The organism is Acidobacteriota bacterium (genome assembly GCA_026707545.1).
Taxonomy (GTDB): Bacteria; Acidobacteriota; Thermoanaerobaculia; order Multivoradales; family Multivoraceae; genus Multivorans.
In genome coordinates, this window is sequence record JAPOWR010000001.1 from 696,845 (window position 1) to 715,228 (window position 18,384).

Annotated in this window: 17 protein-coding genes; 16 read left to right on the forward strand and 1 reads right to left on the reverse strand. The window is 68.8% G+C overall.

Going from position 1 to position 18,384, the window contains the following annotated elements:
• Positions 1-17: 17 nt before the first annotated feature.
• From OXG83_02790 to guaA, 4 genes are read left to right on the forward strand one after another with little or no spacing between them, the layout of a single operon-like run.
• Positions 18-1,340, forward strand: coding sequence for a CinA family nicotinamide mononucleotide deamidase-related protein (locus OXG83_02790; GenBank protein MCY3963941.1), 1,323 nt, complete (start codon positions 18-20; stop codon positions 1,338-1,340).
• Positions 1,337-1,990 carry a glycerol-3-phosphate 1-O-acyltransferase PlsY gene (gene plsY, locus OXG83_02795; GenBank protein MCY3963942.1) on the forward strand — a complete coding sequence of 218 codons (654 nt, stop codon included), beginning with the start codon at positions 1,337-1,339 and terminating at the stop codon, positions 1,988-1,990. Before OXG83_02790 ends, plsY begins: the two co-directional genes overlap by 4 nt.
• Positions 1,987-3,048, forward strand: a complete 1,062-nt coding sequence (locus OXG83_02800; GenBank protein ID MCY3963943.1) for an NAD(P)-dependent glycerol-3-phosphate dehydrogenase — start codon at positions 1,987-1,989, stop codon at positions 3,046-3,048. Before plsY ends, OXG83_02800 begins: the two co-directional genes overlap by 4 nt.
• Positions 3,045-4,661, forward strand: coding sequence for a glutamine-hydrolyzing GMP synthase (gene guaA, locus OXG83_02805; protein MCY3963944.1), 1,617 nt, complete (start codon positions 3,045-3,047; stop codon positions 4,659-4,661). Before OXG83_02800 ends, guaA begins: the two co-directional genes overlap by 4 nt.
• A gap of 43 nt (positions 4,662-4,704) precedes the next feature.
• Here guaA and OXG83_02810 read toward each other — a convergent pair whose 3' ends face one another.
• The gene (locus tag OXG83_02810) at positions 4,705-5,754 is read right to left on the reverse strand and encodes a DHH family phosphoesterase (protein ID MCY3963945.1); all 1,050 of its coding nucleotides are present in this window, start codon (positions 5,752-5,754) and stop codon (positions 4,705-4,707) included.
• Between the two features lie 25 nt (positions 5,755-5,779).
• Between OXG83_02810 and OXG83_02815 the strand changes: the two genes are divergently transcribed.
• The 12 genes from OXG83_02815 (at position 5,780) to era (ending at position 18,302) form a co-directional block, all read left to right on the forward strand.
• Positions 5,780-6,580 (forward strand): prolipoprotein diacylglyceryl transferase, encoded by an 801-nt coding sequence (locus tag OXG83_02815; protein MCY3963946.1) that lies wholly within the window; start codon positions 5,780-5,782, stop codon positions 6,578-6,580.
• Entirely contained in the window at positions 6,553-7,392 is an 840-nt protein-coding gene (gene thiD / locus OXG83_02820; protein ID MCY3963947.1) for a bifunctional hydroxymethylpyrimidine kinase/phosphomethylpyrimidine kinase, read from the forward strand. Before OXG83_02815 ends, thiD begins: the two co-directional genes overlap by 28 nt.
• Before the next feature lie 55 nt (positions 7,393-7,447).
• On the forward strand, positions 7,448-9,220 hold the full coding sequence (locus OXG83_02825; GenBank protein ID MCY3963948.1) for a VWA domain-containing protein: 1,773 nt from the start codon (positions 7,448-7,450) through the stop codon (positions 9,218-9,220).
• A gap of 90 nt (positions 9,221-9,310) precedes the next feature.
• Positions 9,311-9,778, forward strand: a complete 468-nt coding sequence (locus tag OXG83_02830; GenBank protein ID MCY3963949.1) for a phage holin family protein — start codon at positions 9,311-9,313, stop codon at positions 9,776-9,778.
• Positions 9,775-9,993 carry a hypothetical protein gene (locus OXG83_02835; GenBank protein MCY3963950.1) on the forward strand — a complete coding sequence of 73 codons (219 nt, stop codon included), beginning with the start codon at positions 9,775-9,777 and terminating at the stop codon, positions 9,991-9,993. Before OXG83_02830 ends, OXG83_02835 begins: the two co-directional genes overlap by 4 nt.
• Positions 9,990-10,697 carry a TIGR04282 family arsenosugar biosynthesis glycosyltransferase gene (locus OXG83_02840; protein MCY3963951.1) on the forward strand — a complete coding sequence of 236 codons (708 nt, stop codon included), beginning with the start codon at positions 9,990-9,992 and terminating at the stop codon, positions 10,695-10,697. The genes OXG83_02835 and OXG83_02840 overlap by 4 nt, the downstream gene beginning before the upstream one ends.
• Positions 10,694-12,247 carry an NAD(P)H-hydrate dehydratase gene (locus OXG83_02845; protein MCY3963952.1) on the forward strand — a complete coding sequence of 518 codons (1,554 nt, stop codon included), beginning with the start codon at positions 10,694-10,696 and terminating at the stop codon, positions 12,245-12,247. Before OXG83_02840 ends, OXG83_02845 begins: the two co-directional genes overlap by 4 nt.
• Positions 12,244-12,690 carry a tRNA (adenosine(37)-N6)-threonylcarbamoyltransferase complex ATPase subunit type 1 TsaE gene (gene tsaE, locus OXG83_02850; GenBank protein ID MCY3963953.1) on the forward strand — a complete coding sequence of 149 codons (447 nt, stop codon included), beginning with the start codon at positions 12,244-12,246 and terminating at the stop codon, positions 12,688-12,690. Before OXG83_02845 ends, tsaE begins: the two co-directional genes overlap by 4 nt.
• Before the next feature lie 40 nt (positions 12,691-12,730).
• Positions 12,731-13,582 (forward strand): 3-hydroxybutyryl-CoA dehydrogenase, encoded by an 852-nt coding sequence (locus OXG83_02855; protein MCY3963954.1) that lies wholly within the window; start codon positions 12,731-12,733, stop codon positions 13,580-13,582.
• A 43-nt stretch (positions 13,583-13,625) separates the two neighbouring features.
• Positions 13,626-14,573 (forward strand): PhoH family protein, encoded by a 948-nt coding sequence (locus OXG83_02860; protein MCY3963955.1) that lies wholly within the window; start codon positions 13,626-13,628, stop codon positions 14,571-14,573.
• A 74-nt stretch (positions 14,574-14,647) separates the two neighbouring features.
• Positions 14,648-16,990 (forward strand): HDIG domain-containing protein, encoded by a 2,343-nt coding sequence (locus OXG83_02865; GenBank protein ID MCY3963956.1) that lies wholly within the window; start codon positions 14,648-14,650, stop codon positions 16,988-16,990.
• A 1-nt stretch (position 16,991) separates the two neighbouring features.
• On the forward strand, positions 16,992-18,302 hold the full coding sequence (gene era / locus OXG83_02870; protein ID MCY3963957.1) for a GTPase Era: 1,311 nt from the start codon (positions 16,992-16,994) through the stop codon (positions 18,300-18,302).
• Positions 18,303-18,384: the final 82 nt, after the last annotated feature.

An 18,384-nucleotide genomic window follows, 5' to 3' on the forward strand; every position in this document is an offset into this window, starting at 1 on the left:
TCGCTACACTGCGGCCGGTGAAGGCTTCGATTCTCGCGGTCGGCGATGAGTTGCTTGGAACGGACCGGCTCGACACGAACTCACTGGCGCTGACGGAGGTGCTGCGGCGGCGGGGCGTGGAACTGGTTTCGAAGGCGGTCGTCGGCGACGACGTCGTCCTGATCGCGGAAACCCTCGATGCGCTTCGGGAGCGGGCGGATCTGCTGCTCGTGACCGGCGGTCTGGGCCCGACGCGGGACGACCTGACGCGGGAGGGTCTGGCTCGGCTGCTGGGGCGGTCCGTCACGGTAGACGAAGCGTTGTGGGACCAGATCGAGCGCGGGTTCCGGAAGCTCGGGCGGCGCATTCCGCGGGTCAACCGGAAGCAGGCGGAGCGGGTCGACGGAGCGGAGATGCTGCCGAACCGCGCCGGTGTGGCGCCGGGCCAACGGATCGAGGACGCCGCGCCCTCGCCCCGGGGTACGACCTACTTCCTGTTCCCCGGCGTGCCGCGGGAGCTGCACGCCCTCGTCGAGGACGCACTCGATCCCTGGCTGGCGGCGCGGTCCGAGGACGGTGCGGGGTTCGATCAGGTCGAGGTGCGGGTCGCCTGCCTGCCGGAGTCGGTGGTCGAGGAGAGGATCTCACCGGTCTACGCGCGCTTCGGGGACGGGAACCTGTCGGTCCTGGCACGGCCGGGCGAGATCCGGCTGCGCCTGCGCGCCGGCGGTCCCACGGAGGGCCGGCCACCGCGTCTGGCCGAAATGGAGGAGGCGGTTCGGGACGCCCTGGGTGACGCGGTGTTCTACGTCGGACCGATCGAGGACGGTGTCGAGTTCGAGGCTTCGGTAGGTGGTTTGCTGGCGGCACGCGGCGAGACGGTCGCGGTCGCCGAGTCCTGCACCGGCGGCCTTCTCGGCCAGCGGTTGACGGCCACTGCCGGGAGCAGCGCCTGGTTCGTGGGCGGCTACCTCACCTACTCGAACAGGCTGAAGATGCGGTTGCTCGGCGTGCCCCGGGAGACCCTGGTGGAACACGGCGCGGTGTCGAAACCGACGGCGCTGGCGATGGCCGCGGGATCCCGGGAGCGTTGCGGCAGCGACTACGGCATCGGTATCACGGGCGTCGCGGGCCCGGGCGGCGGCAGCGAGTCGCGGCCGGTGGGCACGGTCCACATTGCCGTGGCCGGACCGGCCAACGCACGCTCGCACTTCGAGGCGCGGTTCCCGGGAGATCGGGCCCGTGTCAGGCAGCTCTCGACGCAGTTCGCGCTCGAGATGTTGCGTCGCATGCTGCTGTCCGGAGAAGGGCCGGCAGACACCCTGCCCTGGGCGGCGCCGTCGCGGATGGGTCCGCCGTGACGACAGCCGGCCCGGTCACGGTCGCCCTGTCGTATCTGCTGGGGTCCTTGCCCTGGAGCTACCTCATCGTGCGACTCCACCGGGGCATCGACGTCCGCACGATCGGCAGCCGCAGCGCCGGCGCGACGAACGTGCTGCGGGCTTCGGGCAAGTCGGCGGCTCTGCTCGCGCTGCTGCTGGACGCCGCCAAGGGCGCCGCGGCGGTGGTCCTCGCACGTTCCCTGGAAGTCGGCTCCTGGTGGCTGGCGGCGGCCGCGGTCGCGGCGGTCGCCGGGCATGTCTTCCCCGTGTTTCTCGGGTTCCGCGGTGGCAAGGGAGTGGCGACGGCTGCGGGCGTCCTGGCGCTGCTGGTGCCCGGGGCGGCGGTCGGAGCGCTGGCTGTGTTCATCGTCGTGGTGGCGTGGAGGCGCTACGTCTCCCTCGGCTCGATCTCGGCGGCGGTGGCACTGCCACTGCTCGTCGGCGTCTATTGGTGGAGCGGCGCCTTTCGGGGTGACCACGGAGTCGATTCGGGGCCGGCTCTGCTTGCGGGTACGGCGGCGATCGCCGTTCTCGTCATCCTCAAGCACCACGCCAACGTCCGGCGATTGCTGGCCGGCACCGAGTCCCGGCTCGGTCGAAAGCCGCCGGTGCACGAGGCGGCCGAATGACGACCACCGCTAAGGCCAGTGGAGTCGCCGTACTTGGCGCCGGCGCCTGGGGTACGGCCCTCGCGGTCCATGCAGCGCGGGCGGGTTCTCCGGTTCTTCTCTGGGCCCGGTCCGCCGACTTCGGCGCCGTTCTGGCGTCGGACCGGATCAACGAGCGATACCTGCCGGGCGTCGAGCTACCGGCAGAGGTGCGGGTCACCTGGGATCTCCGCCAGGCCGCGGCGTGCGACCCGGTGCTGGTCGTCGTGCCGTCCCACGGTTTCCGGGCCGTCGTGCGATCGTTTCTTTCGGCGAGAAACGACCTCGCCGGTGCCGCGCCGCTGCCGGAACGGGTCACCTTCGTTTCCGGCGCCAAGGGCATCGAGTCGGACCACCGGGGTGGTTTCCGGCGCATGAGCGACGTCTGCCGCGAGGAGGCGCTGGCGGCCGGTACCGATGTCGATTTCGCCACGATCAGCGGGCCCTCGTTCGCGGTCGAACTGGCTGCCGAGCTCCCGACCGCCTGCGTCGTCGCGGCGGAGTCGGCGGCGGTCGGGGAGCGGCTGCAGGCGCAGCTTTCGACCGGGTCGCTGCGTCTGTACACGTCGACCGACGTCGTCGGAGTCGAGATCGCCGCCGCGGCGAAGAACGTGATCGCGATCGCGGCCGGCGTCCTGGACGGCCTGGGCTACGGTTCGAACACCCGGGCTGCGCTGATCACGCGCGGTCTTCACGAGATGATGCGACTCGGTCTGGCCTGCGGCGGCCGCCCTGCGACCTTCGCGGGCCTTGGAGGGCTTGGCGACCTCGTGCTGACTTGCACGGGCGGACTGTCGCGCAACCGGAACACCGGCGTCGAACTGGCCCGGGGCCGCACCCTCGAAGAGATCGAAGCCGACCGCGCCGGAGTCGCCGAGGGGGTGCGCAACTCGGACGCGCTGCTGGAGCTCGCGGCGGAGAAGGAGATCGAGTTGCCGATCACGGAGCAGATGGTCGAGATCCTCTATCGGGGCAAGAAGCCGGCTGCCGCGATCCGGGATCTGATGCGGCGGCAACCCAAGGTAGAGTCCGCGCTGTGACGGCTGATCCGGCGAGCGCGGCGCCATCTCCCGTCCGGCCGGCGGCAGGCGAGCACGAGACCGTTCTGGTACTCGATTTCGGAGGCCAGTACACGCAGTTGATCGCCCGGCGAATCCGGGAGTTGCGGGTCTACTGCGAGATTCATCCCTTCGACCTGGATGTCGAGCGGATCAGGGCCCGGCGGCCGATCGGCATCGTGCTCTCCGGGGGGCCGGACAGCGTCTACGAACGGAACGCGCCGCAGGCCGACCCGGAGCTTCTGCGGCTAGGCATCCCGGTGCTGGGCATCTGTTACGGGATGCAGTGGATGGCGCAGGTCCTCGGCGGCCGGGTCGCGGCCTCGGGCCAACGGGAGTACGGTCGCACCCGGATCACGCTGCTGGCTGAGGGCGGTGGTCTGTTCTCGGGCCTCGGAGGGGAGCAGAACGTCTGGATGTCCCACGGTGACCGCGTCGAACAGCTGCCGGCCGGCTTCGAGGCGAGCGCTTCGACGTCGACCGTGCCGGTGGTGGCGGCCGAGGACCGGGAGCGGGCGCTGTTCGGCATCCAGTTCCATCCTGAGGTCACCCACACCGACAGCGGCCGTCAGATGCTCAGGAACTTCCTCTTCGACGCCTGCGGCGCCGCCGGCGAGTGGCGGATGGCGTCCTACGCCGACGAGGCGACGGCCGCGATCAAGGCCCAGGTGGGACCTTCGGATCGGGTGTTATGTGCGCTCTCGGGCGGCGTGGACTCCGCGGTGGCGGCCAGCCTCGTCCGGCGCGCCGTCGGGAAGCGGTTGACGGCGGTGTTCGTCGACAACGGGCTGCTGCGCAAGAACGAGAGGACCGAGGTGGAGCGGAGCCTCCGCCAGGGGCTGGACCTGCGGCTCGTCGTGGTCGACGCTGCCGAGGAGTTTCTCGGCGCGCTCGGCGGCGTGACCGACCCGGAACAGAAACGCCGGACGATAGGGAGGGTCTTCATCGAGGTGTTTCAGCGGGAGGCGCAGAGGCTGGAGGCGGCCGCCCTGGGCGGCGGACCGATCCGCTATCTGGTCCAGGGCACGCTCTACCCGGACGTGATCGAGTCGGTTTCCGCCTTCGGCCCGTCGGCGATGATCAAGAGCCACCACAACGTCGGCGGCCTGCCGGAACAGCTTGGTTTCGATCTGATCGAGCCGCTCCGCTATCTGTTCAAGGACGAGGTCCGCAAGCTGGGCCGGGAACTCGGTCTCGGTTCGGAGTTCGTGGGACGGCACCCCTTCCCGGGTCCCGGGCTCGGCGTCCGCATCCTGGGCGACGTCACCGCCGATCGGGTGGCTGTTCTGCAGGAGGCGGACGCCATCTTCATCGACGAGCTGCGGGCGGCCGGGCTCTACGACCGGGTGAGTCAGGCCTTGGCGGTGCTGCTGCCGGTGCAGAGCGTCGGCGTGATGGGCGACGGTCGCAGCTACGAAAACGTGGTCGCGCTGCGGTCGGTCGAGACCGAGGACTTCATGACGGCGGACTGGAGCCAGTTGCCCCATGAGTTCCTGGGCCGCGTCGCGGGTCGGATCGTGAACGAGGTCGCCGGTGTGAACCGCGTGGTCTACGACCTGACGAGCAAGCCGCCCGGCACGATCGAGTGGGAGTGAAGCCGACCGGCGGCTGAGGGGCCGCTCGGGTGCGGCGCCTGCTTCACTCGTCCACGATCGGCGCGATCCGGCGGGGGTTCTTGCGCAGAATCGTGGCGAGCCGCGCCTCCAGGCGGTCCTGCTGGAGCGAGACGCCCTCGCGGCCGCCCGGTGCGGCGGGAAGCCAGCCGCCCGCGATCATGCCGTGGCCGCCGCCCCGGCCCCGTCGCCCGACCAGCCGTCGCATGACCCGGGAGGCCTCGGCGCGGGGGTTCGTCGTGCGGATCGAACAGTAGATCCTGTCCTCGTAGAGGCCGCTGCACAGCGACCAGGTCCGCCCCTCCATGCGCAGCAGGAGATCGGCGATCTCGGGCACGATGTCGGGTTGGGCGACCGCCCCAAGCCGGCTCATGACCACGGTGTCCACGCCGCGAAGGTTGGCCAGGGCCTCGCGCAGCGTCTCGAAGTAGTTGAGCGGCAGCCTCGGATTCTGGATCCGTCCCAGCAGGCGTGGGAGGGCACGGGCATTGAAGTGATCGTGGATCAGCCGGTCCGCCTCGTCCGCCCCGCGGGAGAAGTCGAGGGTCTCGCTCCGTATCGCGTAGACGATCGCGGTCGCCTCGCGGCGGGTGGCCGGAATCCCGGCCGCCAACAGGTACTCGGCGACGATCGTGGCCGCGGCGGCATAGTTGCTTCTCAGGTCGTGGAACGGCGACGCCGAAGTTCGCTGGCGGCGCGGGTGGTGGTCGATGACCACCTCGGGCGCCAGGTCGTCCGGCAACGGGCTGTTGCCGGTCGCGGGCTGGCAGTCGACGAGAGCCACGTAACGGTAGCTCTCGGGATCGAGCCGCCTTGCCTGGCTGAACTGCATCCCCAGCGAGCGCACCATCTCCTGGTTCTCGGCCCGACCGATGATGCCCCGATAGGCCGCCGTGACGTGGCGCCCGAACCCGGAACGGAGGACTTTCGCGAGGATGGTCGCCGCGGTCAGAGCGTCCGGATCCGGGTTGTCGTGCGTCAGGATGAGCCAGCGCCCGCGTGGATCGGTGCGTTCAACGTGGCTCTGGAACGCGGCGAAGCGGTTGCGGGCCAGCTCGCTCAGCATCCCGTTCATGGTAACGGGCGTAGGATGCCCGTTGATGATCTCGGAACTGTTCCGTATCGGCCCGCTCTCGGTGTCGCCCTTCGGGGTGATGCTCGTCGCCGCGCTGTTCATCGGCAACCTGCAGTTGCGCTGGGGTCTCCGACGGACAGGTGTGGACGCCAGACGGGCGGCCGATGACGCGGCCGCGATTCTGCTTGCGGCCGCCCTCGGCGGCATCGTCGGCGGCAAGGCGTACTACGCGCTGCTCTACGGCGACTGGCATCTGCTCTACAGCCGAGCCGGTCTGGTCTGGTACGGCGGTTTCCTGGTGGGTGCGGCGGCGGTGCTGTTCGTCATTCGTCGTCGCCGGATGCCGGCCTGGCGGACGGCCGACGCCGCGGCGCCGGCGCTGGCCCTGGGCTACGGCATCGGCCGCATCGGCTGCCTTCTGGTCGGCGACGACTTCGGCGAGCCGACGGACCTTCCCTGGGGCATGACCTTTCCCGAGGGGCCGATCCCCACGACGGCAGGCGCCCTCGAACGGGAGTTCGGTGTCGATCTTCCCGCCGGCGTGGCGCCGGACGCCCTGGTCGCGGTGCATCCCACGCAGATCTACGAGACCCTGGCCGCCCTGCTCATCTTCTGGCTCGGTCGGACGCTTCTGGCGCGCGGCGTGCAGCCGGGAGGCGTCGTGCTGCCGGTGATCGGGCTGCTGTCGGTGGAACGCTTTCTGGTCGAGTTCGTGCGCGCCAAGGACGATCGGTTCGTCGGCACGCTGACCCTGGCGCAGTTGATCGCGGCCGCTCTCCTGCTTCTGGTCGCTCTCCTATGGCTACGCCGCCGCCGCGCGTCCTGACGATTGCCGGCTCCGACTCCGGGGGCTGCTCGGGAGTGCCGGCGGACCTGAGGACGTTTGCGGCCTACGGTGTTCATGGGCTGTGCGCTTTGACGGCGGTCACGGCGCAGACGGCGGGCGAGGTGCGGGCTGTCGAACCAGTGGGGGCCCGACTGTTGCTGCGGCAACTGGAAGCGGCTGCCGAGATCGGCCTCGAGGCGATCAAGATCGGCATGCTCGCCGATGCCGGTACGGTCGAGACGGTGGCGGATTGGTTGGAGACGCTGCCGCCGACGCCCGTCGTGTTCGACCCGGTGTTCCGTTCGACATCGGGCGCGGCGCTGCTCAGGGCGGACGCTCTCCCGTTGGTCACGGAGCGACTGTTGCCGCGAACGCTGCTGGTGACACCGAACCTGTTCGAGGCCGAGAGGCTGAGCGGCATGGCGATCGGGGGGCCCAAAGACGCCCGGGCCGCTGCCCGGCGTATCGAACGGATGGGGCCGGGCGTCCTGATCACCGGCGGGCACGGCTACTCGGCGAAGGCAGGGCCGCCCTCATGCGGCAACGGCAGCGACCTGACCGATCTCCTGTTCGACGGGAATCGATTCGAGGCGTTCGTCCACCCCAGGATCCGGACTCCGTGGCGGCGCGGCACGGGCTGCACGCTGTCGGCGGCCATCGCGGCCGGCCTCGGCTGGCACATGCCGCTCGACCGGGCCGTGCGGCGGGCGGTCGCCTTCGTCGAGAGGGCGCTTAGAGGGTCGTATCCCCTTGGGCGGAAGGGTCGCTACGGGACGCTCGACCCGATGGCGGGGCGTCGGGGCCGCGGCTGAAGCTGCGGTGTTCTTGCCGCGGTCCGGGCGGTTGATCGCCTATAATGGGCGGCCGATGGTTCGGTTGTTCCGTCAAGCGCCGGTTTCGCACGCCGCATACCTGATCGCCGGGTTGCTGCTGATCGGTGCGGTCGCGGCAGTTGCCCAGGAGGGGCCCTCCGAGACGCCTCGCGCCGTCTTCGAGGAGTCCGTTCACGTCAAGGTCGTCAACGTCCAGGTCTTCGTCCGGGACAAGGACGGGAATCCCGTGACCGGCCTGACCAGGGACGACTTCATCCTGAGGGAGGACAAGGATCCGGTCACGATCACGAACTTCTACGAGATCGAGGATCGCGTCAAGGTGAGCGACGTGCCGGGCCTGGTGCCGGAAGACCCCGAGATCCGTTTCGTGGATCGGCCGGGACTCGAGAGGCGGCGGCAGATCGTGCCTGAGGACGAACGACTCAATCTCGTGATCTACATCGATCACATGAACATCCGGCCCCAGAACCGGAACCGCGTGTTCCGGTACGTGCGCGAGTTCCTGCGCAAGGACGTGACGCGGGACGACCGGGTCATGCTCCTCAGTTACAACCGCTCGGTGAAGGTCGAGCGGGACTTCACGAGCGATCCGCAGTTGATCGCGAACGCGCTCTACGACCTCGAGAAGCACACCGGCGGCCGGACGCAGTGGGACTCGGACCGGGCGGACATCATTCGGGACATCGGCGAGGAGGACCGCTTCTACGAGTATGTCCAGGGTCGCGTCCGGATCTACTCGCAATCGATCTACAACGACATGCAGTTCACTCTGGACGGGCTGAAGGACACCGTCATCTCGCTGGCCGGGCTGCCCGGCCGCAAGGCCTTCATGTACGTCTCCGACGGTCTGCCGATGAGGGCCGGCGCGGACCTCTGGGAGGCACTCGATCAACGCGGCCGGGCGGTCGACTCCCTCAGCTACAACCAGAACTCGTACCTGGATTCACTCCAGTACGACTCGAGCCGGCGCTTCAGCGACCTGGTCGACACTGCGAACGCGAACGAAGTGTCCTTCTACACGATCGTCGCAGCCGGGCCGATGGGCATCAACTCGCGGGACGCGTCGATGCAGGGCATGGCGTTCACCTCGAATATCGACTCGGTGGCCCGCGACAATGTGCACTCGTCAGTCATGTACATGGCCGATGAGACCGGCGGCCAGTACATCGTGAACACGAACAACTTCCGGGACGGTCTGAACCGGATCGCCCTCGACTTCACGAGCTACTACTCGCTCGGCTTCCAGCCCGGTCACGCGGGTACCGGCCGGAAGTACAAGCTGCACGTGGAGTTGACGCCGGAGGCGAAGCGCCGGCTCGGGTTGAAGCGGGACCGGTACGTGAGGCATCGCCTGAGCTATCGCGACAAGTCGATCGATACCGAGATGACCGAGGGGACGCTGGCGGCGCTCAAGCTGGGTTACGAGAAGAACGACCTGGACATCTCCCTCGTCAAGCGGGAGGAGATCCGGCGCGAGGAGCAGGGGCTCTACACGGTCCACGTCGATGTACGGGTTCCGATCGGCGAGATGACGCTCGTCCCGGTGGGGACGGTTGGGGATCATCTGCTGCGGGCGCGGGTGTGGGTGCAGGCCCTGGCGTCGAACGGCGACATCTCGCCTCCCCAGGTCGAGCCGTTCGAGCTCACGATCCCGCCCGAGGATCTGGAGCGCGCGAAGGAGAGCTACTACACGTACACCCTGCCGTTGATCATGAAGGAGGGCGATCAGCGCCTGACGATCGCGGTGAGGGATGAAGTGGCCGGCCAGACTGCCTTCATCACCCGAACCCTGCGGGTCGGCGCCTGACCACCGCCTGACCGGAGCGTTGCAGGTAGGCTCGCCGAGCCGCCTGGAGGCCGAGTCCCTGGAGGTGGAGGCCCGGGAGGTCGAGTTACTGTGAAGACCACGAAGATCGTCGAGTCGTTGAGCACCCTGAGCGGGTTGGGGGGTGCGCTGGCGCGCTCGGGCGCGGCGCTACTCGAAGCCGAAGTCGACCAGCTGCGCTTCGACCTGGCGCAGAACTGGCGTCGTTTTCTGGTGGTCGTTCTGCTGGCGTCACTGGTGTTCGGCATCGTGTTCTGGTCGCTCGGCGCGCTTCTGTTCGCGGCCGGAGCCGGCCTGGCGAATGTGCTGCCGCTCTGGGCGGCCGCGCTGACGGTCGCGCTGGGCCTGCTGGCGCTGGCGCTGATCCTGTTCTGGCTCGTCCGTGTTCGGGCGCGTCGTCTGGAGTCGCCCATGGGTACGGTGAAGCGCCGCGTCGGCAGTCACCTGGCGTTCTGGCAGAGCGTTCTAAACGAGGCAGCGGAGCGTGCCGAAGCGGATTCGGATCGGACTCCTGACGAGCCGTCGGGAGGCGGATCGTGAGCCGCAGGTCGGAGGCCCGCAGGCGGGCCGCGGTGCTGGCCCGTCGGCGCGACGACACGAGGGAGGCCCTGGAACAGGTCCGCGGCGCCCTGGGCGATGTGGGCGGGACCGACTTGCGCGGAGCCCGCCCGGGGAAGGCCTGGGTGTTGCCCATCGCCGCCGGTGCGGTGGGGATCGCGATCGCGTGGTCGCTAAGGCGCTTCAGAAACAGGTGAGGACCCGGCGGCTGCTGCTTTTCGCGAAGGAGCCTGCGCCCGGTGACGTGAAGACCCGGTTGATCGCTGACGGTGGTCTTAGTGCCGGTCAGGCCGCTTCTCTCCACGCCGCCCTGGTTTCGGACCTGAGCGCGCGGCTCGCGGCAGGCCCCTGGGAGCTCGTCCTCATGTGGTCGCTCTCGCGGGGAGACGAACCGCCGAATGACCTGGCGCCCGACGGCGTACCCTGGCGGCGTCAGCGGGGTGTTGACCTGGGCGAGCGACTCTACCGAGGGCTCAAGTGGGCGGTTTCCGGCGCCGGATACGCGGCGGCGGTCGGCAGCGATCACCCGGACCTCGACAGCCAGCGCGTCGAGACGGCGTTCGATCTCCTTGCCCGCGGGCACGACGCGGTCCTCGGTCCGGCTCGGGACGGGGGCTACTACATGGTCGCTCTGCGGCGGGAGGCTTTGCATCGCCGGCTGTTCGATGGGCTGGCCTGGAGCACGTCGTCGGTGCTTGCCGACACCCTTTCGCGTTGCCGGGAGCTGGAGCTGGATGTGGCGCTCCTGCCGGAAGGACGTGATCTCGACACGGTGGACGATCTGGCCCGATTCCGTGAGGCTTTGAAGCGTCGGCCCGAGTTGCGGTCTCTCTGTCCGCGAACGACCGAGGTGGTCGCGTCCTGGTCCCGAAGGCCGCATGCCGCCGGGAGCGACGGATGAGGGTCGTCACCAACGACGAGATGCGGTCCGTCGAAGCCGCGGCGATCGACGATCTGGGCGTGCCGGCGCTGGTCCTGATGGAGAACGCGGCCCGCGCCACCGCCGACGCCATTGCGGAGTGCTATCCGGACGCGCGCCGTGTCGCCATCGCGTGTGGCCGGGGCAACAACGGCGGCGACGGTCTCGCCCTGCTGCGAGATCTGACGACCCGGGGATACGACGCGACCGCCTTCATCGCAGGCTCGCTCGACCGGCTCAGCCTCGAGGCGACGCAGCAGTTCGTGTCCTGCGAGCAGCTCGGGCTCTCGCCCGCGGCGGTTCCCGAACCCGCCGGTTGCGACGCGCTGGACGCCGAGTTCGACCTCTGGGTCGACGCGCTGCTCGGAACGGGGTTGAACCGTCCGGTTGAAGGACCGGTGGCCCTCTGGGTCGATTGGCTGTGCAACCGCCGGGGCGACGTTCCGCTGGTCTCGGTCGATCTGCCGACCGGGCTCGACGCTTCGACGGCGCTGCCGCCGGGCCCTCATCTGATCGCCGATCTGACCGTGGCTCTCGGCTTTCCCAAGGTGGCGAACGTGCTGGCACCCGCGTCGGACGCCGGCGGCCGCCTTCGGATCGGCGATCTCGGCGTGCCGCTCCCCGAACCACCGCCCGGGCCGGATGCGCTCTATCGGTCCCGGCGTCAGGACCTGGTGGGCCGTCTCAGAGCCCGCCCGAGGGAAGCGCACAAGGGGTCGTTCGGTCACGTCGTCGTTGCCGGGGGATCGAGCGGCTACAGCGGAGCCGTCGTCCTGGCGGCGCGGGCCGCTGTCCGGGGCGGCGCGGGCCTGGTGACGGCGGCCGTGCCCGAGCACCTGGTTGATGTAGTCGATGCCGGTTCGATCGAGTCGATGACCCTGGGCCTGCCCTCGGAAGGCGGAGGCTGGTCTCGAAACGCCGTGGAGCCGCTGCTGCGGGCCGTCATCGGGCGGGCTTCACCCGGCGCGCTGGCGCTGGGTCCGGGCCTCGGCCTGACGGACGATGCGCGGGTGCTCGCCCGCCAGGTGCTGGCCAGGAGTACTTCGCCCGTCGTGCTCGATGCGGACGGCATCTCCGCTTTCGCCGGCGACGCGCGGGCGTTGCGGGCGCGCGACGCCGATCTGGTGATCACGCCACATCCGGGCGAACTGGCGCGCCTGCTGGGCGTCGCGACCGATTCCGTCGTCAGTGATCGCTGGGGGCACGCTCGGCGGGCCGCGCGGGAGACCGGAGCGGTGGTCGTCCTCAAGGGCCGTCAGACGCTGATCTCGGACCCCGCCCTCGGTACGTGGGTGAACCCGACGGGCAATCCGGGGATGGCCTCGGGAGGAAGCGGCGACGTGCTGACCGGCGTGATCGCGGCGCTCCTGGCTCAGGGGCTGGAACCGCCGTCCGCGGCGAGGATGGGCGTCTACGTCCACGGCCTCGCGGGTGATCTGGCGGCCGCGACCTGGGGTGAGACGTCGATGGCCGCTTCCGACCTGGTCGACGAACTGGGTCCGGCGTTCAAGTCGCTGTCCGGCTCGGGATGATCGTTCGCACCGGAAGCGCCGGAGAAACCCGGAGATTCGGGATCGAGCTCGCCGAACGGCTGCGGCCGGACGGCACGGCCCTTCTCTTCGGCGACCTGGGTTCCGGCAAGACGGTTCTGACCCAGGGCATTGCCGAGGGTCTGGGCCTCGATGCGGGGTTCGTCCAGTCGCCGACCTTCACCCTGATTCACGAGTACGACCGCGGCCCGGTGCGGCTGGTCCACGTCGATCTCTACCGACTGCAGCCGGAAGAGGTCGAGGGGATCGGGTTGGACGAGGTCCTGGCCGGGGACGGCGTCAAGGTCGTCGAGTGGGCCGACCGCCTGCCGTACCGTGTAGCGGCGACGGAAGTGTGGCTGGAGGTGGGTCGGAAACCGGGAGAGCGAACCATCGAAGTCGCCTGGGACCGTTGTAGAGTGCCGCACCTGAACGAAGGCGGCTGATTCGGCCGCGCACCACCCACGAGGAGCGAGAAGAGAGTCGATGGAAGTTGAACGCGTTGGCGTCGTCGGCTGCGGTCTGATGGGCCGCGGCATCGCGGAGATCTGTTCCCGTGCCGGGATCCCGGTCACGGTCAGGGAGATCAACCAGGAAGTGCTGGATACGGGGCTCGGCGCGGTCCGCGCGTCGCTGGCCAAGAACCTCGAGCGGCGGCGCATCGACGTCGAGGAGCACGACCGGGCGCTCTCGAACCTGAGCGGCACGGTGGACCTTGGGGATCTCGGAGACTCGGACCTCGTCGTCGAGGCGATCGTCGAGGACCTGGAGACGAAGCGTGAGCTGTTCGTCGCGCTCGACGGCATCGTCGGGGACGACACGATCTTCGCGAGCAACACGTCGTCGTTGACGCTGACGCAACTCGCCGCTTCAACCGCGAGGCCGGACCGGTTCGTGGGGCTCCACTTCTTCAACCCGGTGCCGGTGATGCGGCTGGTCGAGGTCGTCCGGACCCTGATGACCTCGGACGAGGCGTACGACGCCTGCTGGGGTCTGGCCGAGCGGGTCGGCAAGACACCGGTCGCGTGCAAGGACAACTCCGGCTTCATCGTCAACCGGCTGCTCGTGCCTTACCTGCTCGATGCAGTCCGCGCTTACGAGAACGGCATCGGCAGCATGGAGGACATCGACACGGCGATGAAGCTCGGCTGCGGCTATCCCATGGGGCCGTTCACACTGTCCGACTTCATCGGGCTGGACACGATGTACTCCGTCGCAAACATCATGTTCGACGAGTACCGGGAGACGCGGTTCGCGCCGCCGACGCTGCTGAAGCAGTTGGTCCAGGCGGGACATCTGGGACGCAAGACCGGCAAGGGGTTCTTTGACTACCGCTGAACCAGCGGAAGCAAGAGCGCAGCTGGTCCTGCCCGAAGGGTCGGTGCAGGCAATCTGCGGCGCCCACGACGAGAACCTGCGGCGAGTCGAGAAGGCGCTCCAGGTCACGCTCGGCGTTCGGGGGTCGGCGGTTCAGATCCGGGGTCCGGCGAAGGCGGTCGGCAAGGCGGAACGCCTGCTCACTGATCTCGGCACGCTGGCCGCGAGCGGCCGGCGTCTGAGCGGTGGTGACCTGGCGACCGCTCTGCGCGTGGTAGCGGAGGAACCGGCGACGTCGCTGGTCGACTTCTTCAGGACCGGGGCGTTGATCCAGGCTTCGCGGCGCCTGGTCGCTCCGCGCAGCCTGAACCAGAAGCGCTACCTCCGCGCTATGCTGGACCACGATCTGGTCATCTCGACCGGGCCGGCGGGCACGGGCAAGACCTACCTGGCGGTGGCGGTGGCCGCTTCCGCGCTCAAGCAGGAGAAGGTGCGGCGCATCGTGCTGGCCCGGCCGGCGGTCGAAGCGGGCGAGAAGCTCGGATTCCTGCCCGGCGATCTGGCGGAAAAGGTAAACCCCTACCTGCGGCCGCTTTACGATGCTCTCTACGACATCATCGGCTTCGACAAGGTGGCGCGGATGATGGAGCGCGAAGTGATCGAAGTGGCTCCGCTCGCCTTCATGCGGGGTCGCTCACTCAACGACAGCTTCATCATCCTCGACGAGGCGCAGAACACGACGCCGGAGCAGATGAAGATGTTCTTGACACGCATCGGCTTCAACTCGAAGGCGGTGGTCAACGGCGACATCACACAGGTCGACCTGCCACCGGGCCAGCAGTCCGGGCTCAAGCACGCTCTCAAGGTGCTTCGGGGCGAGGAAGGTATGGCGTTCGTGCGCTTTGGGCGATCGGACGTGGTCCGCCATGAACTCGTCCAGCGGATCGTCGGCGCCTATGACCGTTGGGAGGCGCGTTACGGCTCCGGTTCGGACCCGCAGGTGGAGCGGTGAGCGCGTCGGCGAAGACGCCGCGGCGGCGTCGGACCGCACGGCGGCGGGAGGCACGCAGACGGCTGCGGCGCAGCATGATCCGGCGCCACGGCGAACGGCTGACCGTCGCCGGCCTGTGGCACTACGTGCTGGAGCTCGACATCGTGTGGGTCGTGTTCATGGTCCTCGCCGGTGCCTTGATCATGGCCCCGGCCGGCGTCTTCTTCGAGCCGGACCTGAGCGAGGGAGACATCGCGAACCGGGACTACCTCGCGACGCGCGACGTCCTGATTCTCGATGAGGCGACGTCGGAGGAGCTGAAGGAGCGGGCCCGTTCCGATGTCCGGCCGCTCTACGACTTCAACTACGCCCAGGACGAGGAGTTCGAGGGCCGGATCAGGCGGCTGTTCGAGATCGAGCGGGGGTTCGACGAGGTCGCCGACCTGCTGCCGGAGGAGGACATCGCCGCCGAGCGGCTGCTGCGGCTCCGCGAGGGCAGCAACCTGCGGGTCGACGAGAGCCACGCGGACCTCCTCGCCGTCCAGGTAGACGCCTCGGACGAAGGCGCCGAACTGGAGGAACGAATCGTTCGCCTGGTCGGCATCCTGCTTCGCGAGGGGATCGTGGAGAACAAGGAGACCCTGCTCCAGAACCGTCTCGAGGGCGTGACGCTGCGCAGCCTGCAGACCGGGGAGGAATCGGAGCAGTTCGACCTCTTCGGCTACCGCGGGTATCCGGACGAGGTGGAGAGCTACCTGGAAGCGGAAGTCGGCGGTTGGGGAGGCTGGTCCCGGGGCGATCGGGAACGGATCGTCGATTTCCTGATGGTCAACCTGACGCCGAACGTCTACCTCAACCTGAGCGAGACGCAGGAGCGCCGGGACGCTCAGGCGGAGGCGGTCGGACAGGTGTTCAACCAGATCCGCGCGGGCCAGGTCATCGTGCGCAAGGGCGACGAGGTCGACCTCGAGGCGATCAACCTGCTACGCGAGATGACGGGCAGCGAGGGCGCTCTGACCCAGCTCCTATCGCCCCTGGCGTCCGCCCTGCTGCTGGGGCTGGCGGTAGCGTTTCTGTGGGTCGCCTTCCGGCGCAAGCGGCTGGTTACCGTCGAGGCCCGCGCCTTCGGCAGCGTCGTTCTGCTGCTGATCCTGGGTCTCCTGGCGACCCGCTTCGGCTTCGTGGTCGCCGACGCGCTCGCCGCTTCGTTCGAGATCGAGGCGCTCAGTTCCGCGAAGAGCTACGGCTTCGCGATTCCGTTCGCCGCCCTCGCCCTGCTGGTGTCCGTGCTCTTCGGCCGGGGCGCCGGGTTGCTCGTGGGTTTCGTCTTCTCGGTGCTCGTGGGGCGCCTGGGGTGGGCGGAGGCGGCCACCTCGCAGCTCGGGCTGGCTGGCGGCACGATGCTCTATGCGCTGACCGGCAGCCTGGCCGCCGTGTTCGCGCTCGATCAGCTGAAGCAGCGTTCCGCCGTGATCCGCGCGGGACTGCTGGTTGGCCTCGTCAACATGGCTTCGGTGACCGTGTTGACTCTGCTGGATGGGAGCGGCGCGACGCTCACGGGCTGGGGCTTCGAACTGCTCTGCGGACTTCTCGGCGGCCTGCTGGTGGCAGCCGCGGTCGGCTTTGCAATCCCCGTGTTCGAGGCGGTGCTGTTCCTGACCACGGATATGAAGCTGATGGAGCTCTCCGACACGAATCTCCCGCTCCTGCAGCGCCTTGCCTTCGAAGCGCCGGGTACGTTCCAACACTCGCTGATGGTCGCCAATCTGGCCAAGGCCGGTTGCGAGGCCGTCGGCGGAAACCCCACGCTTGCCTACGTCGGGGGCCTCTACCATGACATCGGCAAGGTGCTGCGCCCGCAGTACTTCGTGGAGAACCAGCGCGACGACGACAACCCGCACGACAAGCTTGCGCCCTCGATGTCGGCGCTGATCCTCGTCGATCACGTGAAGGAAGGCGCGCGCATGGCGCGCGAGCATGGCCTGCCGCAGCCGATCGTCGACGCCATCGAACAACACCACGGTACGCGCACGCTTGCCTACTTCCTCGCCCGAGCCAGGAAGAGGGTGGAAACCGGCGAGAAGATCAACGAGCACCAGTACCGGTACACCGGCCCCATGCCCCAGAACAAGACGATGGGGGTGCTGATGGTCGCCGATACGGTGGAGGCGGCGAGCCGCACCCTCGAGGACTACTCCGAGGAGTCGATCAGGGCACTGGTGACACGTCTTCTCGACGACATCGTGGAGGACGGTCAGTTGGATCAGACCGACCTGACCCTGTCCGATCTGCGCCGGATGAGTCACACGCTGCAGAATGTCCTGAAGACGGTGCACCATCACCGGGTGGACTATCCGGGGTTCGAGTGGGGCGGCGAGAGCCGGGGTTCTCTGCGGGTCCTTCCCGGCGGCGCGGGCGGCGGCCAGGGCGCCGAGTAGGGTGGCGAACATCTTGGTGCAGGTGGCGGCCTCGGTAGAGGCCAGGTGCCGGAGCCTGCTTCCCGGTCTCCGCAGAGTCACGCGCGACATCGTCGCGGAACTGGCGCCGCAACCGTCCACGCTGACCCTGCGACTCGTTGACGACGAGGAGATCCGGGAACTGAATCGCCGCTACCGGTCGCTCGATGAGGCGACGGACGTCCTCTCGTTCCCCGGGGAGACGACCCCCGAGGGTCGACACCTGGGCGATGTGGTGATCTCGGTGGAGACGGCCCAGTCGCGCGGCGGCGGGGCCTTGGAGCGGGAACTTCAGATCCTCGCACTGCACGGGATCCTTCATTGCCTGGGCCATGACCACGAGACGGACGACGGTGAGATGGATGCCCTGGAGCAGCGGCTGCGCGCGCGCTTCCTTGGGCCGCACAAGGCCGGAACGGTGGCGTTCGTGGGGCGGCCGAACGCCGGGAAGTCGACGCTGATGAACCGGATGCTGGGGGAGAAACTGGCGATCGTCTCGGATAAGCCGCAGACTACCCGCCACCGGCTGATCGGCATCCTGACGACGGAGCGCGGGCAGATCGTGTTCCACGACACGCCCGGCCTGCACCGACCCTTGCACCGGCTGAACCGGCGCATGGTCCACGCGGCTTCCGCCGCGCTCAAGGAGGCCGATGTCGTGTGCCTGATCCGCGATGTGGCGGTCCCGTTCGGCCGGGGCGATGCCTACGCGCTCGATCTGGTCGGCTCCGCCGCGGCGGCCGAACCCGCGCGCCCCATGCTGTGTCTGCTGAACAAGATCGATCAGGTCTCGAAACCGCGGCTCCTGCCCGAGATCGAGCGCTATGCCGGACGCGGCGTGTTCGAGGAGATCGTGCCGATCTCGGCTCTTACGGGCGACGGCGTGGAGGAGGTCCTGGAGATCCTGTGGCGGCACCTGCCGGCGGGAGAGCCGGAGCACGATCCTAAGTTGCTGACCGTGCACACGGAGCGCTTCCTGGCGGCGGAGCTGATCCGGGAGAAGGTGCTCGAGCAGACCCGCGACGAACTGCCCTTCACGACCGCCGTCGTCATCGAAGCCTGGGAGGACGACGATGAGCGGACCGACCTGCTGGCGAACATCCTGGTCGACCGGAACAGCCACAAGGGCATCGTGATCGGTCGCGGTGGCAAGAGGATCAAGGCGATCGGGACGGCTGCCCGGCGGGATCTGGAGGACTTCCTGGAGCGGCGGGTGTACCTGGAGCTGCAGGTCAGGACCCATCCGGGATGGCGGGAGGACAGCGCCGTGCTCGGCCGCCTGGAGACGGGCTAGAGCCGCGGCGTCGGCGCCGCGGGTTGCCAGTTGATGGACTCGCTGATAAACAGGCCGCCACTGACGCTTTCAGGCACTCGCA